This window comes from Arthrobacter sp. C152 (assembly GCF_054890965.1).
Genome location: NZ_JBTZSU010000048.1, coordinates 1 through 25,512, shown reverse-complemented (window position 1 = coordinate 25,512; position 25,512 = coordinate 1). Strand labels below are relative to the sequence as shown.

The window sequence follows — 25,512 nt, the reverse complement described above, 5'->3', positions numbered from 1 at the left end:
CATCCTCATGGTCGCCGGCTGGTACGCCTGCCGCACCCGCATCCGCGAAATCGCCCAAACCCGCGACGGCTACACCGGAATGTCCCCGGTCATCGCCAACCGGACGCCCATCTCCTGACCAGCCTCTTCCGCCACCTCCGAGCTAAGAAAGACCATGACACCAGAACCGCAGCCCACCCTGACCGCATCCCCTACCCAGCCCGCCGCCGTCGAACCCCTCCCCCGGCGGCCAAACGCCGATGAAGCCGGGCCCGCCCTGAAATCCGCCGGCCACGTCATCGTCGATTCCCTGGCGGCGCACGGCGTGCGGCGCACCTACGTGGTTCCCGGCGAAAGCTTCCTCGACGTGCTCGACGGCCTGCACGGCTCCGCCATCGAAACCATCGTGTGCCGGCACGAAGGGGGCGCGGCGTACATGGCCGAGGCCGACGGCAAGATGAACCAGCTTCCCGGCGTGGCCATGGTGACCCGCGGGCCCGGCGCCGCGAACGCCCATGTGGGGCTGCACACCGCCTGGCAGGACTCCACGCCCATGCTGCTCTTCGTGGGACTGATCCCCTTCGCGCACCGGGACCGGGAGGCGTTCCAGGAGTTCGACATCAAGTCCTGGTTCGATACCGGGGCCAAGCGGGTCATGGTGCTGGACCACCCGGAACGCGCGTCCGAGATCGTGGCCGAAGCCATGTTCGCGGCCATGAGCGGCCGGCCGGGACCGGTGGTGGTCGGCCTGCCGGAGGACGTCATCCGGCAGCAGGTGCCGGCCCGGCTGCACCCGCCGATCCCGGTTGCCGCCGGCGGGATGGGCAGCGCCGACGCCGGCGCGCTGGAGGCCGCCCTCGCCGCTGCCAGCAAGCCGCTGTTCGTCACGGGCGGCAACGACTGGACCCAGGATGCCGCCAGCCGGCTGACGGCGTGGCTGGAACGGCACCACATCCCCGCGGCGGCGGAATGGCGGACGCAGGGGACGGTGTCCTTCGACTCGCCCTCCTACGTGGGGCCCATCGGATACGGCCGGCCCCGCCCCACCTATGACCTGCTGGAGGAGACCGACCTGCTGGTCTTCGTGGGAACCGTCCCGGGCGACGTGATCACGGACGGCTTCGTGTGCCGGCAGGACTGGGACAAGGAGAACTTCCTGGTCACGGTGGATCCCTCGCTGCGCGGACGCTCCGGGCCCGTGTCCCGGCAGATCCTGGCCAAGCCGGACGCGTTCGTCCGCGGCCTTGAAGGCATCACCCTGCCGGTGAAGGAGGAGTGGAAGGCCTGGACGGGCAGGATGCGTGCCGAGCAGGAGCGCTTCGCCGCGCTGCCTCCCGCTACTCCCTCGGCCGGCAAAGCGAGGATGGACACCTTGATGGCCAATCTCATCCCCCGGCTGCCGGAGGACGCGGTGGTGACGTTCGGGGCCGGCGAGCACACCAACTGGGCGCACCGGTATTTCCCCACCCGCCGCTACGCCTCCATGCTCAGCGCCCGCAACGGCTCCATGGGCTACTCCATCCCGTCCGCCGTCGCCGCCTCACTGGCCGAACCACGACGGCGGGTGGTCACCATCGCCGGGGACGGCGAGTTCCTGATGAACGGCCAGGAGCTGGCCACCGCGGTGCAGTACGGCGCCACGCCCCTGGTGGTCGTCATGGACAACCAGGAGTACGGCACCATCCGCAGCCACCAGGAGCGGCACTATCCGCAGCGGATCTCCGGCACCCAGCTGAAGAACCCGGACTTCGGGCTGATGGCCCGGGCCTTCGGCGGGTTCGGCGTCACCGTCACCGAAGACCGCGACGTGCCGGCGGCCCTGGAAGCGGCGCTCTCGGCCATCGACGACCAAGGCGTTTTCGCGCTGGTCCACCTGGTGGTGGACCAGCGCGTCAAGGCGTACTGAAGGGGTAGTGCAAAAGCCGGCGCCGCAACCCGGCACAACAAATCCGCGCACAAAACGCGAAAATTGTTGAACAATCCGAGATTCTCGTGCATCCTGAAGTGACCACTTAAAAGGAGACGGGAATCACCATGGCCTTCATAGACCTCAACAGCGACGTAGGGGAATCCTTCGGGAACTGGACGATGGGCGACGACGCCGCGATCTTCCGGTCGGTCTCCAGCGCCAATGTGGCCTGCGGCTTCCACGCCGGTGACCCCAGCACCATTGCGCAGACCTGCCGCGACGCCGTGGCGGCCGGGGTCACCATCGGCGCCCACGTGGGCTACCGGGACCTGGCGGGCTTCGGCAGGCGCTTCCTGGACTGCTCCCCCACGGAGCTCGCCGACGATGTCCTGTACCAGCTGGGCGCGCTCGACGCGCTTGCCCGCTCGGCGGGCGGGCGCGTCCGGTACGTAAAGCCGCACGGCGCGCTGTACAACACCATCGTCACGCACTGGGCCCACGCCCAGGCAGTGGTGGACGCCGTGAAGGCCTTCGGCGGGGACCTGCCCCTCCTCCTGCTCCCCGGCTCGGCCGCCCTTACGGCGGCCGAGGCCGCGGGCCTCAGGGGCGTTGCGGAGGCGTTCGCGGACCGCGCCTATAACCCCGACGGCACCCTGGTGTCCCGCCGCGAAAAGGGCGCCGTCCTGCACGACCAGGACCTCGTGGCCGCCAACATGGTCCGGCTCGCCACCGAGGGGACCATCATGGCCCATGACGGCTCCGTCATCCGGACCACGGCCGAAAGCATCTGCCTGCACGGCGACACCGAGGGTGCGGTGGCGATGTCCGCCGCCGTCCGCCGCGAACTGGAGGCCGCCGGCGTCGGAATCAGGAGCTTCGTGTGAGCTCGCCCGCCATCCGCTGGGCAGGCCCTCGCGCCCTGCTCATTGAACTCGATTCCCTGCCGGAGGTCCTGGCCCTGCACGCCCAGCTGGTGCAGGACCCGCCGGCCGGACAGGTCGACGTCCTGGCCGCCGCGCGGACCGTCATGGCAGTCTTCGACTCCCCGGCCAGCGCCCGCGCGGCACGGCACGGGATCACCCTCGCGGCTCCGGCCGGCTCCCACGGACCGGCTTCCGGCGATGAGCCCGTCCGGATCGAAGTGGTTTACGACGGCGAGGACCTGGCCGACGTGGCAGCCCATACCGGGCTGAGCACCGACGCGGTGGTGGCTGCCCACACCGGGCAGCTATGGACCGCAGCCTTCGGCGGCTTCGCCCCGGGCTTCGCCTACCTGGTGGGCGAAAACGAGGTCCTCAACGTTCCGCGGCGGAGCACACCGCGCACCGCCGTGCCCGCCGGGTCGGTGGCCATGGCGGGGAACTTCTCCGCCGTCTACCCCCGCAGCTCCCCCGGCGGCTGGCAGCTGATCGGCCGCACCGCAGCCCGGATGTGGGACCTGGACCGCGAACAGCCGGCCCTGGTGCGCCCCGGTCAGCGGGTCCGGTACGTGGCAGTGCGGGAACTCGTGCAGCTCTCCGGCGGCAAGGCGCCGGCGCCGCAGGCCGAGCCGGCACGCAACGGTCCCGCCCTCGAAGTCCTAACCCCCGGCCCGCAGTCCCTGATCCAGGACCTGGGCAGGGCCGGCTACCGGGACCTCGGCGTCTCCGCCGCCGGTGCCGCGGACACGGCCAGCGCCCGGCAGGCCAACCGGCTCGCCGGAAACGCTCCCGGCGATGCCGTGGTGGAGAACGTCCTGGGCGGCCTGGCGGTCCGGGCCAGCGGGGAACTGACGGCGGCCCTGAGCGGTGCGCCGGTCACCGCGACCATCGACGGCCCCCTTGGTTCCCGGCAGGCCCCCATGTACGGACCCTTTGCCCTGCACGACGGCGAAACCCTGCGGCTGGACCAGCCGACGGCCGGCCTGCGGACCTACCTTGCAGTCCGCGGCGGCATCGACGTTCCGGCCGTCCTGGGCAGCCGCTCAACGGACCTGATGTCCGGCATCGGACCCGCCCCCCTGGCCGCCGGAACCGTGCTTCCGGTCGGCGCGGCAGACCGGGGCCGGATCGTGGGCGACCCGGAACCGTCCACCCTGCCCGCGGACGTGGCCGCCGGCACGGCCGGCCGGCCCGTCATCCTGCGCATCACGCCCGGGCCCCGGCAGGACTGGTTCACCGCTGAATCCCGCGCCGCCCTCACCGGCCAGGCATGGACCGTGACCGCGGAGTCCAACCGCATCGGTGTCCGGCTGGGTACCGGTGAAGGCGGCTCTCCCCTGGTACGGGCCCGGACCGAAGAACTCCCCAGCGAAGGCGTGGTGGCCGGCTCACTGCAGGTGCCGCCGTCGGGCCTTCCCGTCCTGTTCCTGGCTGACCACCCCGTCACCGGCGGCTACCCGGTGATCGGCGCCGTCATCCCCGAGGACCTGCCGGCGGCAGCGCAGCTCCCGCCCGGCACCCCGCTCCGTTTCGTCGCTGTCGACCCGGAAACGCTGCGGCCCCTGACCTCCATTCCCAGCGCGTGAAAGAAGCCACCATGAAGAAAGTCCTGATCGCCAACCGCGGCGAAATAGCTGTCCGGATCGCCCGCGCCTGCGCCGACGCGGGGCTCGCGTCCGTTGCCGTCTATTCCGACCCCGACGCCGACGCCCTGCACGTGCGCCTCAGCGACGAGGCGTACGCGCTGGACGGCTCGGCGAGCGCCGAGACCTACCTCAACATCGGAAAGCTGCTGGCCGTCGCGGAGCGGGCGGGCGCGGACGCCGTCCACCCCGGCTACGGCTTCCTTTCCGAAAACGCGGACTTCGCCCAGGCAGTGCTCGACGCCGGACTCACCTGGGTGGGCCCCTCACCGGACGCGATCCGCAGCCTGGGGAACAAGGTCACCGCCCGCGAAATAGCGGTGCGGGCCGGCGCCCCGCTGGTGCCCGGCTCCGACGGTCCGGTGGCCGACGCCGCCGAGGTGCGCGCGTTCGCGGAGCAGTATGGCGTACCGGTGGCCATCAAGGCAGCCTTCGGCGGCGGCGGCCGCGGCCTGAAGATCGCCTACCGGCTGGAGGACATCGACGACGCGTTCGAGTCCGCCGTCCGGGAGGCCACCGTGGCCTTCGGCCGCGGCGAATGCTTTGTGGAGCGCTTCCTCGACAAACCGCGCCACGTCGAAGCGCAGGTGCTGGCGGACACCCACGGCAACGTCGTGGTGGTGGGCACGCGCGACTGCTCCCTGCAGCGCCGCAACCAGAAGCTGGTGGAGGAAGCCCCCGCGCCGTTCCTCACCGATGAGCAGCGCAGCCGGATCCACGAATCAGCCCGGGCCATCTGCCGCGAAGCCGGCTACACCGGTGCCGGGACGGTCGAATACCTGGTGGCCCCGGACGGCGTGATCTCCTTCCTGGAGGTCAACACCCGCCTTCAGGTGGAGCACCCGGTCACGGAGGAGACCTCCGGAATCGACCTGGTGCGCGAACAGTTCCGCATCGCCGCCGGGCTCCCCGTGTCCGTCACGTCGGACCCCGAGCCGGTTGGCCATGCCTTCGAGTTCCGGCTGAACGCCGAGGACGCCGGCCGCGGGTTCCTGCCCTCCCCCGGCCCGGTGGATGTGTTCGAAGCCCCCACCGGGGCCGGCATCCGGGTGGATTCCGGAGTCCGCTCGGGCTCCGTGGTGCCGTCCGAGTACGACTCCCTGATGGCCAAGCTGATCGTCCACGGCGCAGACCGGGCCCAGGCACTGCGCCGGGCGCGTGCCGCACTGGATGAGCTGCGCATCGAAGGGGTCCCCACCGTGGTGCCGTTCCACCGCGCCGTGGTGCGCGACCCGGACTTCACGGCAGAGGACCGGCTGGGCGTGTACACCACGTGGATTGAGTCCGCCTTTGCAGGCCGGCTGGCGTCCGCCCTGGACAGCTTTGCGTCCGGACCGGTTGCACGGCGCGAAACACTCACCGTGGAGATCGACGGCAAGGCCGTGCAACTCGGCCTTCCGGCCGCCGTCTTCAGCGCCCTGATGCACGGCGGCGGCGCGGCCCCCGCACCGGCCGCTCCCGCCGACGGCACTCCCGCGGCCAACGGACACGTCACCGCCCCCATGGGCGGGAACCTCGTCAAATGGCTTGCCGACGACGGCGCGGAGCTGGGTGCCGGCCAACCCGTCGCCGTCCTGGAAGCGATGAAGATGGAAACCGTGGTTTCCGTGGAAGAGGCCGGGACCTTCACCCGGGGCTCGCAGGTTCCCGGCACCGCCGTGGCGCGGGGCGAGGTGCTGGGCACCGTCGCCTAAACTGGTCGTCCACGCTATTTGGGGGGGTAATGCGGCATGGACGCTTGGGCTGGTGCGCACGGGGATGGCGGCGCTGCCGAGCACGCGCACACCACCGCCTGGACTGCGGCGCGGATCCGCCGCGGCATCGCCGGCGGTGAGCTGACCCCGGGAACCAAGCTTTCGGAGCAGTCTTTGTCTGCTGCCCTTGGCGTCTCCCGGAACACGCTGCGGCAGGCCTTCACCGCCCTGGCGGAGGAGTCGATAGTCCGCCGCATTCCCAACCGCGGCGTCTTCGTGGCCTCGCCAGGGCCGGAGGACGTCCGGGAGATCTACCGCGTCCGCCGGGCCATCGAGCCTGCTGCGGTGCTCTGGGGCGACATAACGCCGCAGAAGCTGGACACGATGGAAGCCGTGGTCCGGCGCGCACAGGCTGCGCGGGACGCAGGCTCCGTCGCCGATATGGCCGACGCCAACCAGGCGTTCCACCGGGAAGTAGTGGGCCTTACCGGCAGCGGAACCCTGGGCCGGATGATGGACCGCGTGCTGGCCGAGATGCGCCTGGTGTTCTACGCCATGTCCTCAGCCCCGGACTTCCACAGCCAGTACGTGGACCGCAACGTGCTGCTGGTCACGCGGCTCCGGGCGGGCGAGAACGAAACGGCTGCGGCCGAACTGCGCGAGTACCTCAACACCGCGGAAGCGGAACTGCTGGGGCACCTGGCAGGGACCACCGCGTCCTGAGAGCGGGGCCCCTTAAGCGCCGCCCCTTAAACGCCTGCGGCCGGTGCCACCCTTTGCGGGTGGCACCGGCCGTTCTGTATGGGCCGGCTGGCGTTAGGGGACCAGGTAGTCGCTGTCCCGGGCGTCGGTGATCAGCATGTGCCCGGGCGCGTGCCCGATGGCCAGGGGCGGGCGGGACTGCATGACGGCGGCCTGGGGCGTGACGCCGCAGGCCCAGAAGACGGGGAGGTGCCCTTCGGGAATCTCGACGGCGTCCCCGAAGTCGGGCCGCGACAGGTCGCGGATGCCAAGTTCCTCCGGGTTGCCCACGTGGACAGGGGCGCCATGCACGGCGGGGTAACGCGAGGTGATGCGCACGGCATCTGCCACCTGGGAGGCGGGGACCGGGCGCATGGAGACAACCATGGGCCCGGACATCCGGCCGGCGGGGGCGCACTGGCGGTTGGTGCGGTACATGGGCACGTTCACGCCCTGGTCGATATGGGCGATGGCAATGCCGCCGTCCTGCAGGGCCGCCTCGAAGGTGAAGGAGCAGCCGATCAGGAACGTCACCAGGTCATCGCGCCAATAGCCGGTGATGTCCGTGGGCTCGTCCACTTTCACGCCGTCGCGGTACACCGTGTATTTCGGGACATCGGTCCGGATGTCGCCCCCGGCCAGCAACGGCCCGGTGGTTTCACCGGGTTCCAGCACTCCCAGGACGGGGCACGGCTTGGGATTCCGCTGCGCGAACAGCAGGAGGTCGAACGCGTACTCCCGCGGAATGGACAGCACGTTCGCCTGCGCGTACCCCCGGGACCAGCCTGATGTTGGTTCGGCGAGGCCGCCGCGGAATGCCTCGCGGGCGGCTGCGGGCAGGAGGGAGGAGCGGTTGGTCATGACCACAGCTTCGCCAGGCCCAGCATCGAGGTCCAGCCCAGGAACAGCGTGATCAGCCAGGTGGCCACGCCTAGCAGGAGGAGCCATTTGGGGTACGCGTAGCCGTGCATCAGGTCCCGGCGGCGCCATGCGACCCACAGGAGCACAGCGAAGCCCACGGGCAGGATCAGGCCGTTGAAGGCGCCGGCGAAGATGAGCAGCTGCTGCGGAGCCTGGCCCAGGAAGAAGTACACCAGGGCGCAGCCGGCGATGAAGGCCACCGTCAGGAGGTTCCGCTTCCGCTCAGGCGTGCGCGAGGAGGTCACGAACGAGATGGACGTGAAGGCCGCGCCGATGACGGAGGTGATGGCTGCAGCCCACAGGACGATGCCGAACATGCGGAGGCCGATTTCGCCGGCGGCGGCGCCGAAGGCCTCGGCCGCCATGTTGTTGCTGGTCAGCACGGTGCCGCCGGCCACAACGCCCAGGATGGCCAGGAAGAGCAGCACGCGCATGATCCCGGTGACGATAATGCCAAGGATGGAGCTGCGGGTGATCTGCTTGACGTGCTCCACCCCGGTGGCGCCGGAGTCCAGCATCCGGTGCGCTCCGGCGTACGTGATGTAGCCGCCCACCGTGCCGCCCACCAGCGTAGTGATGATGAGGAAGTCCACGGTGTCCGGCAGGAAGGTGTTCTTCAGCGCCTCACCCAGCGGCGGTGCGGCAACAACGGCCACATAGATCATCAGCAGGATCATGACGGCGCCCAGGAGCACCACGATCCGGTCCAGGGCCATGCCGGCCTTCTTGCTCAGGAACACCAGGATGGCAACGACGGCGGAGACGGTTCCGCCGATCTTCGGGTCGACGCCGAGCATGGCGTTGGCGCCCAGGCCGGTTCCGGCGATGTTGCCGATGTTGAACACCACGCCGCCAAGGAACACCAGGCCGGAAAGCAGCCAGCCGACGCCGGGCAGCACCTTGTTGCCGAGTTCCTGGGCGCGCAGGCCCGTCACGCCGATGACGCGCCAGACGTTCATCTGGACGGCCATGTCAATCAGGATGGACGCCAGGATGGCGAAGGCGAAGGCGGCACCGATCTGGGCCGTAAAAACGGTGGTCTGGGTGATGAAGCCCGGCCCGATGGCGCTTGTGGCCATCAGGAACATCGCCCCCAGGAGGGCTGTGCGCCGCGCAGAGGAGCTTAGTTTCAGTTTCGTGCCGGTATCTGCCATGGTCCGTCCATTGTTCGGGGTGACTGGAGTCACAGTGGTCGTTCCGATTGACGATACAGGTTGTTGAACAATTTAGGCAAGGCATTGTTCAACAAAATTCCGCCTGCCAGGCTGCCCGGAAGGCAGGAAGGCCGGCACCCGCGCGTAATTTGCGGGCGCCGGCCTTCCTTTCCAGGGCCGTTGGCTGGTGGCGCTACAGGCGGTCCGTGCGGTCCTCGCCCCTGTGGCCGCCCCCGCGCAGGTTCTCCTGGACCTTGCCGAACAGATCCTTGATTGTGGACTCCGCATTGGAAATAACGTCCACGGGAACGTAGACCTCATGAGTCACCGGCAGGTCGTATTCATCCTTCAAGTGCGTGCCGTTTCCCACGCCCGTCAGGGACAGGTAGACCATGGCCTCGGTCCGCGCGATGCCGGCAAGTTTGCCGAACACCACCGTGAATTCGTTCGGCTGGAAACTGATGGTCTGCCCGATGTGGCTGCGGCCCAGCTCACCGGCGGGGACGGCCTTCTCCAACTGGCTTCCGGTGTAGTCCATGAACTTCTCCTTAGATCGCCAACACTTACGCAGGCAGTCTAACGCTGGAGCGGTGCACAAAGTCCGGGCGCGGGGCGTGGTCACTCCTCCATTGTCCGGAGCGGTGCGGCGCCGGTTTGATGGCTTAACCCGCTGCAATGGCCGCAGCCCTGCCACCATCCAAAGGACATGCCGTGACTTCAACGATGAGCCGCGTAAGAGCCCCCCGCTGGGACGACGTCAAGGTCGGAGACCGCGTCGAGCTTCGAAGGAATGGCCGCACCGCCTTCGCCGGGGAGGTGGATGCCAGGACGGACGACGGCGACATCGTCTGGGTGACCGCGCCGGCCGGAGGGCGCCGGCTTTTCCACATAGCCGACGGCTTCGACCTGGCGGGGGCCCGGCATGATGGAGTGCCCCGAGGACTGCCATTACTGCTGCGGTCCCGAGACGGACTGAAGGCCGCGGACACCACCGGCACGTCACAGGGCGGCAAGTAGCCGGATTTGATGCCCGGATCATCACGATCCGGGCATCAAATGTGCGGTGCGCCCGGTGGCATCGTTGACGCAGCGCACCAGTGCCGCGAAGGTAATGCCATGAGGTCTCACAAAATGTCCCAGGGGATAGTCATGTCGACGGCGGCCGCAGCGGCTGCCCTGCTGCTTACCGGTTGCGGTCCCAGCCAGCCGCAGTCGCGAACCACCACGACGCCGGCCACGGGCCAGGCCAGCCAGTCCGCGGCCCCCACCACGACCTCGCCGGGCACTCCCACCTCGACGGCGGCCCCGTCGTCTCCGCCGGCGTCCGACGCAACCGGCGGCGGCACTCCGGCCCTCTGCAAAGCCGCCGGGCTCACCGCGGCCACCGACCCCACCGGCGGCGGCGCGGCGGGCAGCGTCTACATGAAGCTCAACCTGACCAACAAGGGGTCGGAACCCTGCCTCCTCCGGGGCTTCGCCGGGGTGTCCCTGGTGGCCGATGCCGCCGGCGATCCCATCGGTGCGCCGGCCCAGCGCGACGAGTCCGCACCCGCCGTGGATGTCCTGCTGGCCCCGGGCCAGACCGGCACCGCCGTGCTGCGTTACACGCAGGCGGGTAACTACATGGGCTGCACCCTGGTGGACGCCGCAGGCTACCGGGTCTATCCGCCCGAGGATACGGACTCGCTGTTCCTGCCCCAGCCCACCAAGGCCTGCAGCAACGCAGACATCGTCCTGCTCAGCATCGGGGCTTTCCAGCCCTCCTGACAACCCGCCCAGTTCCGCGGAACGGCGGCCCAGTATCCCCTGAAGGCGGCCCGGCTCCCATGCCGGGCCGCCTTCAGTTCTTGTGCGCCGCCGTCGGGAGTTCCACCCGGCAGGATTGTAAGTAGACTTATCGAAACCATGGCGGACAGATGCGCCCATCACGGACCATCGCAGCAGCGGCCCGCCAGGGCCACGGACCGGAGGCAGGTTGGACTGGCATGACGTCACTTTGGCTGGACCGCGCGCAGACCTTTACCTCTGATCCGTTCGAGCCGGATACCAGGTACGACACGGTGGTGGCCGGAGCCGGGCTCACCGGCCTCGTCACCGCGCTGCTGCTGGCCCGGTCCGGGCAGCACGTCCTGGTGCTCGAAGCCCGCTACCCCGGTGCCGTGACCACGGGCAACACCACCGCGAAGCTGACGCTGCTCCAGGGAACGTTCCTGTCGCAGCTGGCGCGGCAGTATTCGCGCAAGCAGGTGCAGGCGTACGTGGACGGCAACAGGGAAGGCCAGGCGTGGCTGCTGCGCTACCTGGACGAACAAAAGGTTCCGTACCAGCGCCGCGACGCGTACACCTACGCCGCCTCCGCGCAGGGCACGGAGAAGCTCCGCGAGGAGGTCAGCGCCGCCACGACTGCGGGGCTGGACGTGGAATACGTGCGCGACGCCGGCCTGCCGTTCCCGGTCCACGGCGCCGTCCGGATGCGGGACCAGGCACAGATCCACCCCCTCGAGGTCCTGGACGCGCTTGTCGCTGACATCCGCGGCCGCGGCGGACACGTCGTCGGCGGGGTCCGCCTGCAGGACGTGGCCGGCGCTTCGCCCTCCACCATCCGGACCAACCGCGGCAGCGTCAGGGCTGACCGGGTGGTCCTGGCCACCGGCATCCCCGTACTGGACCGCGGCCTGTACTTCGCGAAGCTGACGCCGAGCCGCTCCTACGCTGCGGCACTGGCCCTGCCCGATGACCAGTCACCTCCGCCGGGCATGTACATCTCCGTCGAGCAGCCCACCCATTCCCTGCGCGACTATGAAACGGACGGCAGGACGCTGCTGCTGGTGGGCGGCCACGGGCACCACGTGGGCCGGACGCCGTCGGAAAAGGCACACCTGGCCGGCCTGCTCGGCTGGGCCGGCCAGCACTACCCCGGCGCGGAACCCACCCACACGTGGTCTGCGCAGGACTACCTGCCCACCAACCTCATGCCGTTCTTCGGCAAGCTCCCCCGCGGCCGGGGCCACATCTATTTCGGCACGGGCTACAACAAGTGGGGGATGACGAACGCCGTCGCGGCAGCGCTGGACATCACCGCGGACATCCTGGGCGGCCAGGTGCCATGGGCGGACACCATCCACCACCGGGTCACAGCCCCGGCCGGTGCGCTCTCCGCCGTCGCTTTGAATGCCGGGGTGGCAGCTCGGCTGGCCACGGATTGGGGAAGGCTGGCGGCGGAGGGCCGCAGGTTCGACGGCGGCCAGGGGCGTGCGGGGCAAATCCCGGCGCCCGCGGAGGCAGGCTCCGCGCCACTCCCCGCCGAGGGCCAGGGCAAAGTCCACCGGGAAGGCAACCGGCCCGTGGCGGTATCGACCGTGGACGGCACCACCTGCCGGCTCTCGGCTGTCTGCACCCACCTGGGCGGCATCGTGCACTGGAACGACAACGAACAAACGTGGGACTGCCCCCTGCACGGCTCCCGCTTCACCAACGAGGGCAAGCTGCTGGAAGGCCCGGCCACCAGGGACCTGCCGACGGCGGACACCGCCTAAGGGGCGAACCGCTCCTTTTGCCTTGCTGGGCTGCCGCGGGCGGGACTATGTTTGAAGGACCTACGGTTGGGCTGGGACGGCCACCGGCAGCAGGACCCGCAGAGGCATGTCATGAGTTACATCCCAGTCAGCAGACGCACCATCAGGCGACGCCGTGAATCCGAGAAGTCCACCCGGCGCCTTGTCCTCGTCCTCTCCCTTGCCGCCGCCGCGGCATGGCTCGTGTCCGTGCTGACGTCGACCGCTGTCCACGTCGACCCCTTCGTCCACGACATGAATCTCGTCGTGCACAATGTGTTCCTCATTGTTGCCTTTGGCGCCATCATCCTGGTCGACTGGCACGGATTCCTGTGGCTGATCGGCCGGCGCAACCTGGGTGAGATCATCCGGCTCGACGGTGCGGCGACGCCGCTCATCTGGGGCGGCCTCACCGGCCTGCTGGCTACCGGCGTGTTCCTCAGTCCGCATCTGGACAGCGTCATGACAGACGTCAAGCTCGCGGCGATCCTGGTGCTCAGCCTGAACGGGATCATGCTGATCCCGCTCATGCGGCGGCTTGCCAGGCTGCCCGGGAAGGCCACGTTCATGGACCTGGCTGCCGGGCAGCGGGCGCACCTGATGATCTGCCTGGTGATTTCGCAGGCGTGCTGGTGGACGGCGATCGCCATCGGGTTCATCAACGCGTCGTCCTAGGGGGAAACCGGCGCCCGCCCACGGGGTCAGTGTCGGTGCCGTGCGGCATGATGGAGGCATGACCCAGGATCAGGCGACACCCGGTGGCGGCGCTTCCGGATCTGCTGCGCCCATGGGCCAGTTCAGCAGGCCCACCCGTGAATGGTTCCTGGGTGCGTTCTCGGAACCCACACCGGCACAGGCAGGCGCCTGGAACGCCATCTCCTCAGGTTCGCACGCGCTGGTCGTGGCCCCCACCGGTTCCGGTAAGACCCTTGCCGCCTTCCTCTGGGCCCTCGACCGGCTGACCGCCGCTGCACCGGCGGCACCTGCGGGGGCTGCCGCGGAGGCCCCAACCAAGGGAAAACGGGCGCGGGCCCCCAAGCGCAAGACCCGGGTCCTCTACATCTCCCCCCTGAAAGCCCTGGGCGTCGACGTGGAGCGGAACCTCCGGTCCCCGCTGATCGGCATCACGCAGACCGCCAAGCGGCTGGGACTTCCGGCGCCGCTGATCACCGTGGGCGTCCGTTCCGGGGATACCCCTGCCGCGGACCGCCGCGCACTGCTGAGCAACCCGCCGGACATCCTGATCACCACCCCCGAGTCGCTGTTCCTCATGCTCACCTCGAGGGCCCGCGAGACCCTCACCGAGGTGGACACCGTCATCATCGACGAGGTCCACGCCGTAGCCGGGACCAAGCGCGGCGCGCACCTGGCCGTCTCGCTGGAACGGCTGGATGCGCTGCTGCCCAAACCCGCGCAGCGGATCGGGCTCTCCGCCACCGTGGAACCCCGGGAGCTGGTGGCACAGTTCCTGGCCGGCTCCGCGCCCGTGGAGATCGTGGCGCCGCCGGCGCGGAAAAACTGGGACCTGACCGTATCCGTGCCCGTGGAGGACATGTCGGACCTGCAGGGGGCCGCGGGTGCCTTCGACTCCGGCCCGGCATCGGGGCTCCAGCCACAGGCCTCCATCTGGCCCCACGTCGAAGAGAAGATCGTGGACCTGGTGCTGGCCAACCAGTCCACCATTGTCTTCGCCAACTCCCGCCGCCTCGCCGAGCGCCTCACGGCAAGGCTCAACGAAATTTACGCCGAGCGGCAACTGGTCGCGGTGGGCGGCGGCTGGGACGACTCCGCTGCGGAAGGCACCGCAGGCGGGCCAGGCACTGTGGCGGGACCGGCGTCGGGCGTTCCCGCCTCAACCGCTACGCCCGCCCACATGATGGCGCAGGCAGGCAGCTCGGCCGGGGCCGACCCCGTGCTGGCCCGAGCCCACCACGGCTCGGTGTCGAAGGACCAGCGCGCCCTGATTGAGGACGACCTGAAATCGGGTCGGCTGCGGTGCGTGGTGGCCACATCGTCCCTGGAGCTCGGCATCGACATGGGCGCCGTGGACCTTGTGGTGCAGGTGGAGTCGCCGCCGTCGGTGGCCAGCGGGCTGCAGCGGGTGGGGCGGGCCGGGCACCAGGTAGGTGAGATTTCGCAGGGCGTCCTGTTCCCCAAGCACCGCGCCGACCTGGTCCACACCGCCATCACCGTGGAGCGGATGCTGGAGGGCAAGATCGAGCGCCTCAGCATTCCCGCCAACCCGTTGGACATCCTGGCCCAGCAGACCGTGGCCGCCACCGCCTTGGGCAGCATCGATGTGGAGGAATGGTTCAGCACGGTGCGGCGCTCGGCCCCGTTCGCCTCGCTTCCCCGGTCCGCTTTCGAGGCCACCCTGGACCTGCTGGCGGGACGCTACCCGTCGGACGAATTCGCTGAACTCCGTCCCCGGATCGTGTGGGACCGGAACGCCGGAACCATCGAGGGCCGGCCCGGCGCGCAGCGGCTGGCCGTCACCTCCGGCGGCACCATCCCGGACCGCGGCCTGTTCGGTGTCTACATCATCGGCACCGAAGCCGAGGGGGCTCCCTCCCCCGCCGACGACGGCAAGCCGGCGCGTGCGCCGCGGGGCGGCCGGCGCGTGGGCGAGCTCGATGAAGAGATGGTGTACGAGTCCCGCGTGGGCGATGTCTTCGCGCTGGGCGCCACCAGTTGGAAAATCGAGGACATCACCCACGACCGCGTGCTGGTGTCCCCCGCGTTCGGGCAGCCCGGGAAGCTCCCGTTCTGGAAGGGCGATTCCCTGGGCCGCCCCGTGGACCTCGGGCGGGCACTGGGCGCGTTCGTGCGCGAATTGTCCGCCTCCGACGCCGGGCCCGCCGCCGAGCGCTGCAAGGCCAGCGGGCTGGACGGGTTCGCCGCCAACAACCTCATCCAGTACCTCAATGAGCAGAAGCAGGCCACCGAGGTGGTTCCCAGCGACACCACCCTCGTGGTGGAGCGGTTCCACGACGAACTCGGCGACTGGCGCGTCATCCTGCACAGCCCGTTCGGGATGCCCGTGCACGCGCCGTGGGCGCTGGCCGTGGGCCAGCGGCTTCACCAGCGCTATGGGCTGGACGGCTCCGCGATGGCGGCCGACGACGGCATCGTGCTGCGGGTGCCGATGATGGAGGACGAGCCTCCCGGCGCGGAACTGTTCCTCTTCGACCCCGAGGAACTGGAGCAGATCGTCACCGCCGAGGTGGGGGGCAGCGCCCTGTTCGCCTCCCGGTTCCGGGAGTGCGCCGCCCGCGCGCTGCTGCTCCCCCGGCAGACCCCCGGCAAACGCCAGCCCCTGTGGCAGCAGCGCCAGCGGTCTGCCCAACTGCTGGACGTGGCCAGGAAGTACCCCACGTTCCCCATCGTGCTGGAAACGGTGCGCGAATGCCTGCAGGATGTCTACGACCTGCCCGCCTTGAAGGACATCGCCGCGTCCGTGGAACGCCGGGAGCTGCGGATCGTGCAGACCACCACGCAGCAGCCGTCGCCCTTCGCCAAGTCCCTGCTCTTCGGGTATGTGGCCCAGTTCCTCTACGAAGGCGATTCCCCGCTGGCCGAGCGCCGCGCGGCCGCCCTGGCACTGGACTCCACCCTGCTCAACGAACTGCTGGGCCGGGTGGAGCTGCGCGAGCTCCTCGACGCCAAGGTCATCGACGCCACCGAGCGCGAACTGCAGCGCCTGGCCCCGGACCGCCGCGCACGGGGCATGGAAGGGGTGGCGGACCTCTTGCGGCTCCTGGGCCCGCTCACGCCGGAAGAAACGGCAGAACGGCTCGAAGGCACGCCGGTGGTCCAGGCTGCCGAGGCGGGGCAGGAGGTGCTGGAGCCGGGCGGCGCCGAACCTGGCGAAACCAGTCCTGCCGAAACCGAAGCCCCGGAAGCCAGCCGTGCCGAAGCCGGTCCTACCGAAACCAGCGCACCGGTCCCGGAGGCTGCCGCGCACCTGGCTGCCCTGCAGCGCGCCAACCGTGCGATCAAGGTCAACATCGGCGGCATGGAACGCTTCGCGGCGGTGGAGGACGCTGCGCGCCTCCGCGACGCCATCGGAGTGCCGCTGCCCATGGGCGTTCCGCTGGCCTTCATCGAGCCGGTGGCCGATCCCCTGGGCGACCTCGTGTCCCGCTATGCCCGGACCCACGGCCCCTTCACAGCCGCGGAGGCGGCGGCCCGCCTGGGCCTTGGCGTGGCGGTGGTGGGCACAGCCCTGAAGCGCCTGGCTACGGACGGGCGCGTGGTCGAGGGGGAGTTCCGGCCGCACGTGACGCCACCCGCGGCAACGCCCCCGGAAGGCTTAACTCCGGAACACGGACCGGAAGGCGCCGAACCGGAAGGCGCCGAACCGGAAAGCGCTGAACCGGAGGTTCCGCACCCTATCCAAAGCGAATGGTGCGACGCCGAAGTCCTCCGCAAGCTCCGCCGTCGTTCCCTGGCTGCTCTGCGCGCCGAGGTGGAACCGGTGGACTCCGCCGCCTACGGGCGCTTCCTCCCTGCGTGGCAGCACGTCAGGACGCCTGGCGGCGGCCGCGGCCAGCCCTCGCTGCGCGGACTGGACGGCATCATCACCGCCGTCGACCAGCTCTCCGGAGTGCCGGTCCCAGCTTCGGCCTGGGAACCGCTGGTCCTGGCCAGCAGGGTATCCAACTACCAGCCCGCCATGCTGGACGAACTGATGGCTACCGGCGAAGTCCTCTGGTCCGGGGCCGGCGCGCTGCCCGGAAACGACGGCTGGATCAGCCTGCACCTTGCCGACTCCGTGGAACTGACCCTCAACCCCGCCCCCGACTTCGAACCGGGCGACTCCGGCCGGCGGCTCCTGGACCACCTGCGCACCAACGGCGGCGGCTACTTCTTCCGGCAGCTCACCGAAGTGGCCGGCGGCATGGACGCCGTCCTCAGCGACCAGGAAGTGGTCACCGCGCTGTGGGACCTCGCCTGGGCGGGCCGGATCACCGGCGACACCTTCGCACCGGTCCGGTCACTGATCGCCGGCGGCCACACCGCCCACCGCCAGGTTGCCCGGGCACCCCGCGCCAGGGCACCACGGCTCAGCCGGCTCGGCCGCTCCCACGGCACCGGACTGATGGGATCCCCGGGCCTGTCGGGCGGACGCTACGGCGACGGACGCTACGGCACGGCCGGGGCCGCCACGCCGCCCACTGCGGCTGGCCGCTGGTCCGCCCTTCCGGAGCCGGAACTCGACCCCACCATCCACGCCCGGGCCACCGCGGAACTGCTGCTCGACCGGTACGGCGTGGTCACCAGGGGCTCGGTCATGGCCGAGCAGATCCTGGGCGGCTTCGGCCTGATGTACAAGGTGCTGGCGCGGCTGGAGGAAGCCGGACGCTGCCGCCGCGGCTACTTCATCGAACACCTCGGCGCCGCCCAGTTCGCCGTTCCCGCCACCGTGGACCGGCTCCGTTCGTACAGCGAGGACACCCGGATCGCCAAGGCTGAGCCGGTGGCGCTGGCACTGGCCGCCACCGACCCCGCCAACCCGTACGGCGCCGCCCTGCCCTGGCCTGCCGTCCAGGACGACGCCGGCACCGGCCACCGGCCCGGCCGGAAAGCCGGTGCGCTGGTGGTCCTGGTGGACGGCGCCCTGGTCCTGTACGTGGAACGCGGCGGCAAGACGCTGCTGGCGTTCAGTGCCGACGACGACGTGCTGGCGGCGGCAGCTGCCGCCCTGGTGGGCGTCGTCACCCGCGGGGCTGTGGACAAGCTGGTCATGGAAAAGGTGAATGGCCACGGGATCCTGGACACCCCGGTGGCTGCCGCCCTTGCCGCGGCCGGCGCCTATTCCACCCCGAAAGGACTGAGGATCCGTGCCTGAGGGCGACTCCGTGTGGCGCGCCGCCCACCAGCTGCACCAGGCCCTCGCGGGGCAAACCTTGCTGTCCTCGGACTTCCGCGTCCCGCGCTTTGCCACGCTGAACCTGGCCGGCTGGACCGTCGCCGAGGTAGTCCCGCGCGGCAAGCACCTCCTGATGAGGGTGGTCAGCCCGGAAGGGAAGAAGCTCACCATCCACTCGCACCTGAAGATGGAAGGGACGTGGCAGGTCTATCCTCCCGGCGGCAGGTGGCGGAAGCCCGGCTTCACGGCACGGTGCGTGCTCCGCACGGCAGCCGCGGACGCCGTCGGATTCTCCCTCGGCCTGCTCGAGGTGGTGGCCACGGACAACGAGGATTCGATCGTGGGATTCCTCGGCCCGGACCTCCTGGGCCCGGACTGGGACCTGGACGAAGCGGAGCGCCGGGTCAGGTCCCGGCCGGACGTTCCGGTGGGCGTGGCGCTGCTGGACCAGCGGAACCTTGCAGGCATCGGCAACATCTACCGCTGTGAGGCATGCTTCCTCTCCGGTGTTCACCCCGCGACCCCCGTCTCCGCCGTAGCGGATGTCCGGACCATGATGACCGACGCCAAGCAGCTCCTGGAGGTCAATCTGGGCCCCGGCCGGCGCGTCACCATCCTCAACGCCCGCGGCATGCCGGTCGGCAGGATGGCCGGCCGCCCGGGCTACTGGGTCTACGGGCGGGAGCACCAGCGGTGCCTCAAGTGCGGCACTCCCATCCGGCGCGGGCTGCTGGGTAAACCCAGCGGCGAGGAAGAGCGCGACATCTACTTCTGCCCGGCGTGCCAGCCGGTCCCGTCCTGACCCCGGACCGCCACAAGCTGGTTGTCAGCAGTTGGCCGGAACGGGCTCGCCTGCGGCTTCCGGCGACGTTTCGGGAACCATGAAACGCGGCAGCAGCAGCTGCACCAAGGGACCGATGGCCAGGGCGTACACCACGGTGCCCACGCCCACGGAGCCGCCGAGCAGCCAGCCGATGGCCAGCACCGTCACCTCGATCAGCGTCCGCGACAACCGGACGGACCACCCGGTGCGCCGGGCCAGCCCGGTCATCAGCCCATCGCGGGCACCGGGGCCAAAGCGCGCGCCGATGTAGCATGCGGACGCGATCCCATTGAGCAGCACCGCCCCGGCAAGGAGCGCCGACTGGCCGGCCAGGTGGGCCACGGCCGGAATCAGTGCCAGGCCGACATCCGCGAACACCCCCACCAGGACGGCGTTGCACAGGGTCCCGAAGCCGGGCATCTGCCGCAGCGGAATCCAAAGCAGCAGCACCAGGAAGCTCACCGCGATCACCACCACGCCAATGCTCAGCCCGGTCCGGTTGGCCAGCCCCTGGTGGAAGACGTCCCAGGGATCCAGGCCCAGGCCGGCGCGGATGAACATGGCCAGGGAGATGCCGTACATGGCGAGGCCGGTGAACAGCTGGACGAGTCTGCGGGTCATCATGCAACCATGCTCCCAGCCAACTGGCATTGAATTACATAGCCAGTCTGAAATACTGGCTACATGCCTGCCTCCCTTCCCGCCTCGGCGCTGTCCCGCCTCCTCGGCCCGTGGAACCACGGCGCCGGTCCGGCGTACCGCGAACTGGCGGACGTGGTCAGGCTGCTGATCCTGGACGGCCGCGTCCCGCTTGATACGGCCCTGCCCAGCGAGCGGTCGCTGTGTTCGGTGCTGGGCGTCAGCAGGACCACCGTCACCGCCGCCTACGCGAACCTCCGTGAGCAGGGCTTCCTGAGCAGCGGCCAGGGCAGCCGGGGCAGGACCCGCATCCCCGAGCACACATCATTCGGCCCGGCACTCTTCGGTCCGCAGCCGCCTGCCGCCGCGCCCCTGACCGCCCCGGGCCTCAGCGCCCCCGACGGGCTGATCGACCTCGCCTATTCGGCGCTGCCGGCCAGCGGCGAGGTGGTGCACCGGGCCTTTGCCGCGGCCCTGACCGAACTTCCCGCCCTGCTGCCCGGGTTCGGCTACGACGCCCTGGGACTGCTGCCCCTGCGCCAGGCCATCGCGGACCGGTACACCGCGGCAGGCGCACCAACACTGCCGGGGCAGATCATGGTGACCTCCGGCGCCCAGCATGCCCTGACCATCATCATCCGCACGCTGGCAGACCGGCAGGACCGCATCCTGGTGGAACACCCCAGCTACCCCCACGCGCTCGATGCAGTCCGCGCCGCCCGCTGCCGCCCGGTCCCGGTCGCCTTCGCCGCATCAGGCTGGGATCTTGGCGCGCTGGAGTCGGCAATGGCCCAGCAGCAGCCCAAGCTCGCCTACCTGGTGCCCGACTTCCACAACCCCACCGGCATGATCATGCCGGACGCCCAGCGCCGCCGGCTGGTCCACGCGGCCGCCGCGTCCGGCACCGTCCTGGTGGCGGACGAGACACTGCGGGAACTGAACCTCGACGGCGTTGCCACCACCCCCCTGGCCGGCTTCAGCAGCGCCGTGGTGTCCATCGGATCGCTCAGCAAGTCGCACTGGGGAGGCCTGCGGACCGGCTGGATCCGGGCGTCCGAGCCGATGATCCAGCGGTTCGCAGCGGCACGGACCACCCTGGACCTGGGCGGCCCCGTCATGGAACAACTGGCCGCAGCCCATCTGGTGCGGGCGCTGGACGAGCCGCTGCCGGCACTCCTGCAGACACTGCGCGGCAACCGCGCAGCACTGCTTGGCCTCCTTGCCGAGCACCTGCCCGCGTGGCAGGCTACACGGCCCGCCGGCGGCCTCTCCGTCTGGTGCCGGCTCCCCGCGCCAGTCAGCACGGCACTGACCGTCCTCGCACCGGACTTCGGCATTCGGCTGGCGGCCGGACCACGGTTCGGGATCGGCGGCGCCTTTGAACGCAACCTGCGGCTGCCCTTCACCCTTCCGCCGGACAAGCTGGAGGCGGCGGTCCTGGCGCTGCGGGCCGCCCAGGACAAACTCGACGCCGCACCCCAGCTGCGGCGCTCGCTCACCGACGCCCCCGCCGTCGCCATCGCCTGACGCGGGACCCCGGGGTCGCCGGAACGAGGCCGGGACGCCGTAGCGGTACGGCGACCCCGCACCGTTCCGGCGATCGGGCCACCCTCCGGGAGGGAACTGCTACGCGTACACGCGTTCCAGGAAGCCACTCCACGCCTTGGCCGTGGTCTCTGCGTCGCCTGCCCCGCTGAAGTCGTGCACGGTCATTCCCACCGGAGCACCGAAAGCGTTGCGGCCGAAGAACCGGTACAGCGCGTCCTCGGTGCGGATGCCCAGGAAGTGCTCATTCGAGAAGTCCACCTCGCCTGACAGTCGGCCCACGCCGTCGAGCTCCACATCCACGGTGGAACCCTGCCGTGCGGATTCAACACCCAGCGCCTTCCGGAGCTGCTCGAACCCGTCCGGGTCCTGCGACGCCGCCGGAGCCTGGATGTCGGTAAAGACCACGGGCCGTCCGTCGAAGTACTGCAGGTACTGGCCCAGGGTGTGCAGGTAGAACTCGGTGTGGCGGCTTGCGCCGTCGTACTGCCCCTCCCAGTTGTCCGCAAAGATGCCGCTGTGGACGTAGTGCAGCCGCGCCCGCCCGCCCTCGAGCGGTTCCAGGACGTGCTCCAGCTGGTTGAACCAGCCGTCCGGGCCCTCCATCCGGGACACCAGGTGGTTGGGGTACTCCTCCACGGTCTTGACCGCCGGCCACTGGTCCGTGGGGAACATCCAGGCCGGTGTTCCGCTGGTGACCGCTTCCCAGACGCGTTCCGGCGTGCCGGGAAGTTCGGTGTCGTAAACAATTTCGAAGTTGCGCTTGTCAGTCATTGCCGTGCTCCTTGCGTGTGTCAGGTTCGTTGGTTTGCTTGAGTGCTGTTTCCTTCAGGGCCGGATGCAGCGCGACGACCAGGCGGTGCGCGCGGCCGCCCGCAGCGGCTCCGGCGTCGTGGTACTTGTCCACCAGGCGGGTGATTTCCACGCCCAGTTCCTCCGCGAAGGCGGCCCGGTCAGCGGCCGAGCGGAAGGTGATGTCGCCGTCGATCGCGAACGTGGCGAGCTTTTGCCGTGCGGCCGCGGCACCGGTGATCAGCTTCCCCAGTTCCTGCACCATCCGCCCGGCCAGCGCCAGCAGCCAGAAGGCCGAGAACCGGTCGGAGAAACGGTGCGGGTCCGGGGTGACGGCGGCCAGTGCGGAGGGTGAGATCAGGTACGACGCCGCGCTTGCCTGGAGGACGCGCTCGGTGACGTTGCCCTTGCGCCGCTCCTCCACCAGCTCCACGAGGCCATGCCGCTCCAGCGCCTTGAGGTGGTAGTTCACCTTCTGCCGGGGCAGGCCCACCCGAACCGCCAGCTGCGTGGCCGACCCCGGCTGGACCAGCTCCCGCAGGATCCTGGTGCGGATAGGGTCCAGCGACACTTCGGCGGCCGCCGGGTCTTCGATGACTGCTATGTCCTGCATGACTCCAGTTTGCCTACCGACAACTTTTATTGTCAAGAACTTTTTTATCGTCGGGGGCGCTCATGAGGCACGGCGGGAAAAGCGCCGCCGGTAGAATGGAGCGGTGATGCAATCCCCCCTCCCCGTGCGCGACGGCGTGAACGCCACCCGCCTGCGCCTGCCGGAAGAGGGCCCGTGGGACACCGCGATGGACTACATGATGCACCGCTGGGGCCACATCGACCCGCAGGGCATCGAGGACCGGTTCGACGCCGGCGAGATCGTCGGCGAGGGCGGCGTCCCCCTGAGCCGGCACACCAGGCTCGAAGACCACACCTTCATCTGGTACTACCGCACCCTGCCCCCGGAGACGCGCCTGCCGGTGGAGATCAGCATCCTGCAGCAGGACGGACACCTGCTGGTGGTGGACAAGCCGCACTTCCTGCCCACCACGCCCGGGGGGACCTACATCCAGGAATCCGCCCTGGTCCGGCTCCGGAACCAGCTGGATTTGCCGGACCTGATTCCCATGCACCGCCTGGACCGGATGACCGCCGGGGTGCTGCTGTTCTCCACCAATCCGCAGACCCGCGGCAAGTACCAGGTGCTGTTCGAGAAGCGGCAGGTGCAGAAGGAATACGAGTGCGTCTCGGCCGCCGAGCCCGCGCCGGGGCACCCCGCCGTCGACTTTCCCGTGGTGGTCCGCAACCGGATGACCAAGTCGCGCAGCTATTTGCTGGCAGAGGTCGTGGACGGCGAGCCGAACGCGGAGACCAGGATTGAGCGGCTGGAAACGTTCGACGGCGGCACGCCGGCAGGTGCCGCCGGCACCTCGGGTGCCGGCCGCCTGGCCCGGTACCGGCTGGAACCGCACACGGGCAAGACGCACCAGCTAAGGGTCCATATGGCCTCGCTGGGGCTCGGGATCGTGAACGACGCGTTCTACCCGGACCTGCTGGACAAGGCCCCGGACGACTACACCAGGCCGCTGCAACTCCTGGCCCGCGGCATCCGGTTCGTGGATCCGGTGTCCGGCAAGCCAGTGGAGTACCGGAGCAGGCTCGAACTCAGCGAGGCTGCACGAGCACGTCCCTGAAGACCGCCTCCACCTCGGCCCGGGAGAGCACGAACTCCACGAGTTCGAGGCCGGGGTCGGGATGGGACGCCTGGAAGCCTGCCAGTGCGTCCCGGGCCGCTTCGGCAACCGCCGCCGCCGGCCACCCGTAGGCTCCGGCGCCCACGGCCGGGAAGGCCATCGCCTCCGCGCCCAGTTCCTCGGCCAGCCGCAGGCTTTCGCTGAAGCAGGAGACCAGGAGGACACGGTTGGTCTGCCCCGCATGGCGGTTGGGCCCCACGGTGTGGACCACCCAGCGGGCCGGCAGCCGAAAGGCCGGCGTTGCCACGGCGGCGCCCACCTGCAGTCCATGCGGCAAGCCGGTGTCGCGCAGGTCCCGGCAGGCGGCCAGCAGTCCAGAGCCCGCCGCCCGGTGCAGTGCCCCGTCCACTCCCCCGCCGCCGAGCAGCGAGGAGTTCGCGGCGTTGACCAGCACGTCCACCCGCCGCTGCGTGAGGTCGCCCTGCAGGACGGAAATCCGCATGCCGCCAGTCTCCCAAGTGCGGTACCTTGTGGCAATGGACTTCGGCAGCGCTGACAGCTGGGGGGCGGCCCTGTATTTCTGGGTCATCCCGCTGGTCCTTGGCGACGCCATTTTTCCACCGGTCCCGTCCGAGATGGTGGTCATTACCGGCGGTGCGCTGTCGGCGGACGGCAGGGCCAATGTGTTCCTGGTGCTGGCCCTGGCCGCGCTGGCTTCGTGGCTGGGCGACATGGTGGTGTTCCAGCTTTTCCGGCGGCGCCTGAGCCACCTGCTGGACCGCTGGAAGTGGGGCCGGCGGGTGCACAGCGGAATCCATGAAGCGCTGGCGAAGGCTGGCCGGTCGTCCACCTACGGAACCATCATCGGCGCCAGGTTCATCCCGGGCGGACGGCTGGCGACGTCGGCCGCCTCCGGCATTGCCAACGTTTCGGTCCGCGGCTTCAGCCTGTGCGCCGGCCTCGGCGCAGTCCTGTGGGCCTGCTGGCTGGTGGGCCTGGGCTACTTCACGGGTTCAGCCACGAAGCTGCCCTTCTGGGCCAGCTCCCTGATCGGCGTCGCGGTCGGCCTGCTGATCGGCGCGGTCGTCGGCATCATCGTCACCCGGCGGCGCGGCGACCGGTCGCCGGTGGAGGAGGAACCCGTCCCCGGCGAAGGCTAGACGGGCAGCCACTTGCCGCGGCTGCGCCGCAGTACGCTCAGCGCACCGGTCAGCGCAACCCGTTCGACGGCGTCGCGCATCATCGCGGCCGATTCCCGCGCCTGCTGGTTCTCGCCGTTGTATTCGGTCGCCTCGACCAGGAAGCGCAGGTTTAGCTGCGGCACGCCCCCGGCGATCTGCAGCTGGTGCGCCTCGACGTGGTGGCGGGTGCCGAGCACCTCGACGGCCGTGTCCATGACGGCTTCCGGCGCGTTTCCCGGCCGCAGCCCGGTGATCTTGAGTCGGGTCTGGAAGGAAGGCATGCCCTCCACCCTATCCAAACGCCCGCTCACCTTCTGCGATCAAAGACCAAACGCCCGCTCACTTTCCCAAGGGAAGTGAGCGGGCGTTTGAGGAAAAGCCGCCAAAAGTGAGCGCGCGTTTCTAGGAGACTGCTGAACTAAGTGCTTCGTGGGGCTGGTCCCGGGCGTTCATTGGC

General features: G+C 69.9%; 22 protein-coding genes. 14 read left to right on the top strand and 8 right to left on the bottom strand.

Annotated elements, in window-relative coordinates; genetic code table 11:
* The first annotated feature begins 154 nt into the window (after nt 1-154).
* From ACYSM9_RS20220 to ACYSM9_RS20200, 5 genes are all read left to right on the top strand, one after another.
* The gene (locus ACYSM9_RS20220) at nt 155-1,885 is read left to right on the top strand and encodes a thiamine pyrophosphate-dependent enzyme (protein WP_461858738.1); all 1,731 of its coding nucleotides are present in this window, start codon (nt 155-157) and stop codon (nt 1,883-1,885) included.
* A gap of 128 nt (nt 1,886-2,013) precedes the next feature.
* Complete coding sequence (locus ACYSM9_RS20215) at nt 2,014-2,772, top strand: LamB/YcsF family protein (RefSeq protein WP_461858737.1); 759 nt, start codon at nt 2,014-2,016, stop codon at nt 2,770-2,772.
* Nucleotides 2,769-4,394: a 5-oxoprolinase subunit B/C family protein gene (locus ACYSM9_RS20210; RefSeq protein WP_461858736.1), complete on the top strand. Its 1,626-nt coding sequence runs from the start codon at nt 2,769-2,771 to the stop codon at nt 4,392-4,394. The genes ACYSM9_RS20215 and ACYSM9_RS20210 overlap by 4 nt, the downstream gene beginning before the upstream one ends.
* A gap of 11 nt (nt 4,395-4,405) precedes the next feature.
* Complete coding sequence (locus ACYSM9_RS20205; RefSeq protein ID WP_461858735.1) at nt 4,406-6,145, top strand: acetyl/propionyl/methylcrotonyl-CoA carboxylase subunit alpha; 1,740 nt, start codon at nt 4,406-4,408, stop codon at nt 6,143-6,145.
* A gap of 36 nt (nt 6,146-6,181) precedes the next feature.
* The gene (locus ACYSM9_RS20200) at nt 6,182-6,868 is read left to right on the top strand and encodes a GntR family transcriptional regulator (protein WP_461858734.1); all 687 of its coding nucleotides are present in this window, start codon (nt 6,182-6,184) and stop codon (nt 6,866-6,868) included.
* A 93-nt stretch (nt 6,869-6,961) separates the two neighbouring features.
* On the opposite strand, the gene ACYSM9_RS20195 is transcribed toward ACYSM9_RS20200, so the two are convergent.
* The 3 genes from ACYSM9_RS20195 to ACYSM9_RS20185 form a co-directional block, all read right to left on the bottom strand.
* The gene (locus ACYSM9_RS20195; protein WP_461858733.1) at nt 6,962-7,747 is read right to left on the bottom strand and encodes a putative hydro-lyase; all 786 of its coding nucleotides are present in this window, start codon (nt 7,745-7,747) and stop codon (nt 6,962-6,964) included.
* On the bottom strand, nt 7,744-8,961 hold the full coding sequence (locus tag ACYSM9_RS20190) for an NRAMP family divalent metal transporter (protein WP_461858732.1): 1,218 nt from the start codon (nt 8,959-8,961) through the stop codon (nt 7,744-7,746). The genes ACYSM9_RS20195 and ACYSM9_RS20190 overlap by 4 nt, the downstream gene beginning before the upstream one ends.
* Before the next feature lie 193 nt (nt 8,962-9,154).
* A complete protein-coding gene (locus ACYSM9_RS20185; RefSeq protein ID WP_461858731.1) occupies nt 9,155-9,499 on the bottom strand; it encodes a hypothetical protein in 345 nt (114 codons plus the stop codon).
* Between the two features lie 173 nt (nt 9,500-9,672).
* On the opposite strand from ACYSM9_RS20185, the gene ACYSM9_RS20180 reads away from it, so the two are divergent.
* The 6 genes from ACYSM9_RS20180 (at nt 9,673) to ACYSM9_RS20155 (ending at nt 19,189) form a co-directional block, all read left to right on the top strand.
* The gene (locus ACYSM9_RS20180) at nt 9,673-9,978 is read left to right on the top strand and encodes a hypothetical protein (RefSeq protein ID WP_461858730.1); all 306 of its coding nucleotides are present in this window, start codon (nt 9,673-9,675) and stop codon (nt 9,976-9,978) included.
* Between the two features lie 99 nt (nt 9,979-10,077).
* Nucleotides 10,078-10,728, top strand: a complete 651-nt coding sequence (locus ACYSM9_RS20175) for a DUF4232 domain-containing protein (RefSeq protein WP_461858729.1) — start codon at nt 10,078-10,080, stop codon at nt 10,726-10,728.
* A 218-nt stretch (nt 10,729-10,946) separates the two neighbouring features.
* Nucleotides 10,947-12,497 carry an FAD-dependent oxidoreductase gene (locus ACYSM9_RS20170; protein ID WP_461858728.1) on the top strand — a complete coding sequence of 517 codons (1,551 nt, stop codon included), beginning with the start codon at nt 10,947-10,949 and terminating at the stop codon, nt 12,495-12,497.
* A gap of 111 nt (nt 12,498-12,608) precedes the next feature.
* On the top strand, nt 12,609-13,190 hold the full coding sequence (locus ACYSM9_RS20165; protein WP_461858727.1) for a hypothetical protein: 582 nt from the start codon (nt 12,609-12,611) through the stop codon (nt 13,188-13,190).
* A gap of 58 nt (nt 13,191-13,248) precedes the next feature.
* Nucleotides 13,249-18,366 (top strand): Lhr family ATP-dependent helicase, encoded by a 5,118-nt coding sequence (locus tag ACYSM9_RS20160; RefSeq protein WP_461858726.1) that lies wholly within the window; start codon nt 13,249-13,251, stop codon nt 18,364-18,366.
* Entirely contained in the window at nt 18,359-19,189 is an 831-nt protein-coding gene (locus ACYSM9_RS20155; protein ID WP_461858725.1) for an Fpg/Nei family DNA glycosylase, read from the top strand. The genes ACYSM9_RS20160 and ACYSM9_RS20155 overlap by 8 nt, the downstream gene beginning before the upstream one ends.
* 24 nt (nt 19,190-19,213) lie before the next feature.
* Here the strand turns inward: ACYSM9_RS20155 and yczE are convergent, their stop codons facing one another.
* Nucleotides 19,214-19,834: a membrane protein YczE gene (gene yczE / locus ACYSM9_RS20150; protein WP_461858724.1), complete on the bottom strand. Its 621-nt coding sequence runs from the start codon at nt 19,832-19,834 to the stop codon at nt 19,214-19,216.
* 60 nt (nt 19,835-19,894) lie between these two features.
* On the opposite strand from yczE, the gene yczR reads away from it, so the two are divergent.
* Nucleotides 19,895-21,376, top strand: a complete 1,482-nt coding sequence (gene yczR / locus ACYSM9_RS20145; protein WP_461858723.1) for a MocR-like transcription factor YczR — start codon at nt 19,895-19,897, stop codon at nt 21,374-21,376.
* 99 nt (nt 21,377-21,475) lie between these two features.
* Here yczR and ACYSM9_RS20140 read toward each other — a convergent pair whose 3' ends face one another.
* Both ACYSM9_RS20140 and ACYSM9_RS20135 read right to left on the bottom strand, forming a co-directional pair.
* On the bottom strand, nt 21,476-22,168 hold the full coding sequence (locus ACYSM9_RS20140; RefSeq protein WP_461858722.1) for an SRPBCC family protein: 693 nt from the start codon (nt 22,166-22,168) through the stop codon (nt 21,476-21,478).
* Nucleotides 22,161-22,799: a helix-turn-helix domain-containing protein gene (locus ACYSM9_RS20135; protein WP_461858721.1), complete on the bottom strand. Its 639-nt coding sequence runs from the start codon at nt 22,797-22,799 to the stop codon at nt 22,161-22,163. The genes ACYSM9_RS20140 and ACYSM9_RS20135 overlap by 8 nt, the downstream gene beginning before the upstream one ends.
* A 106-nt stretch (nt 22,800-22,905) precedes the next feature.
* On the opposite strand from ACYSM9_RS20135, the gene ACYSM9_RS20130 reads away from it, so the two are divergent.
* Nucleotides 22,906-23,874, top strand: coding sequence for an RluA family pseudouridine synthase (locus tag ACYSM9_RS20130; RefSeq protein WP_461858720.1), 969 nt, complete (start codon nt 22,906-22,908; stop codon nt 23,872-23,874).
* On the opposite strand, the gene ACYSM9_RS20125 is transcribed toward ACYSM9_RS20130, so the two are convergent.
* Nucleotides 23,846-24,376 (bottom strand): O-acetyl-ADP-ribose deacetylase, encoded by a 531-nt coding sequence (locus ACYSM9_RS20125; protein WP_461858719.1) that lies wholly within the window; start codon nt 24,374-24,376, stop codon nt 23,846-23,848. The genes ACYSM9_RS20130 and ACYSM9_RS20125 overlap by 29 nt on opposite strands.
* Here ACYSM9_RS20125 and ACYSM9_RS20120 point away from each other — a divergent pair.
* Nucleotides 24,375-25,034 carry a DedA family protein gene (locus tag ACYSM9_RS20120; RefSeq protein ID WP_461858718.1) on the top strand — a complete coding sequence of 220 codons (660 nt, stop codon included), beginning with the start codon at nt 24,375-24,377 and terminating at the stop codon, nt 25,032-25,034. The two genes, ACYSM9_RS20125 and ACYSM9_RS20120, sit on opposite strands and share 2 nt — an antisense overlap.
* Here the strand turns inward: ACYSM9_RS20120 and ACYSM9_RS20115 are convergent.
* Nucleotides 25,031-25,336, bottom strand: coding sequence for a hypothetical protein (locus ACYSM9_RS20115; RefSeq protein ID WP_461858717.1), 306 nt, complete (start codon nt 25,334-25,336; stop codon nt 25,031-25,033). The two genes, ACYSM9_RS20120 and ACYSM9_RS20115, sit on opposite strands and share 4 nt — an antisense overlap.
* Nucleotides 25,337-25,512 lie beyond the last annotated feature (176 nt).

Bases quoted from the DNA above. Each gene is read 5' to 3' on its own strand.
- ACYSM9_RS20185 (WP_461858731.1), bottom strand. From the start codon at position 9,499: ATGGACTACACCGGAAGCCAGTTGGAGAAGGCCGTCCCCGCCGGTGAG.
- ACYSM9_RS20170 (WP_461858728.1), top strand. From the start codon at position 10,947: ATGACGTCACTTTGGCTGGACCGCGCGCAGACCTTTACCTCTGATCCG.
- ACYSM9_RS20165 (WP_461858727.1), top strand. From the start codon at position 12,609: ATGAGTTACATCCCAGTCAGCAGACGCACCATCAGGCGACGCCGTGAA.
- ACYSM9_RS20135 (WP_461858721.1), bottom strand. From the start codon at position 22,799: ATGCAGGACATAGCAGTCATCGAAGACCCGGCGGCCGCCGAAGTGTCG.
- ACYSM9_RS20120 (WP_461858718.1), top strand. From the start codon at position 24,375: ATGCCGCCAGTCTCCCAAGTGCGGTACCTTGTGGCAATGGACTTCGGC.
- ACYSM9_RS20140 (WP_461858722.1), bottom strand. From the start codon at position 22,168: ATGACTGACAAGCGCAACTTCGAAATTGTTTACGACACCGAACTTCCC.
- ACYSM9_RS20125 (WP_461858719.1), bottom strand. From the start codon at position 24,376: ATGCGGATTTCCGTCCTGCAGGGCGACCTCACGCAGCGGCGGGTGGAC.
- ACYSM9_RS20190 (WP_461858732.1), bottom strand. From the start codon at position 8,961: ATGGCAGATACCGGCACGAAACTGAAACTAAGCTCCTCTGCGCGGCGC.
- ACYSM9_RS20200 (WP_461858734.1), top strand. From the start codon at position 6,182: ATGGACGCTTGGGCTGGTGCGCACGGGGATGGCGGCGCTGCCGAGCAC.
- ACYSM9_RS20160 (WP_461858726.1), top strand. From the start codon at position 13,249: ATGACCCAGGATCAGGCGACACCCGGTGGCGGCGCTTCCGGATCTGCT.
- ACYSM9_RS20115 (WP_461858717.1), bottom strand. From the start codon at position 25,336: ATGCCTTCCTTCCAGACCCGACTCAAGATCACCGGGCTGCGGCCGGGA.
- ACYSM9_RS20175 (WP_461858729.1), top strand. From the start codon at position 10,078: ATGAGGTCTCACAAAATGTCCCAGGGGATAGTCATGTCGACGGCGGCC.
- yczR (WP_461858723.1), top strand. From the start codon at position 19,895: ATGCCTGCCTCCCTTCCCGCCTCGGCGCTGTCCCGCCTCCTCGGCCCG.
- ACYSM9_RS20195 (WP_461858733.1), bottom strand. From the start codon at position 7,747: ATGACCAACCGCTCCTCCCTCCTGCCCGCAGCCGCCCGCGAGGCATTC.
- ACYSM9_RS20215 (WP_461858737.1), top strand. From the start codon at position 2,014: ATGGCCTTCATAGACCTCAACAGCGACGTAGGGGAATCCTTCGGGAAC.
- ACYSM9_RS20130 (WP_461858720.1), top strand. From the start codon at position 22,906: ATGCAATCCCCCCTCCCCGTGCGCGACGGCGTGAACGCCACCCGCCTG.
- ACYSM9_RS20205 (WP_461858735.1), top strand. From the start codon at position 4,406: ATGAAGAAAGTCCTGATCGCCAACCGCGGCGAAATAGCTGTCCGGATC.
- ACYSM9_RS20220 (WP_461858738.1), top strand. From the start codon at position 155: ATGACACCAGAACCGCAGCCCACCCTGACCGCATCCCCTACCCAGCCC.
- yczE (WP_461858724.1), bottom strand. From the start codon at position 19,834: ATGATGACCCGCAGACTCGTCCAGCTGTTCACCGGCCTCGCCATGTAC.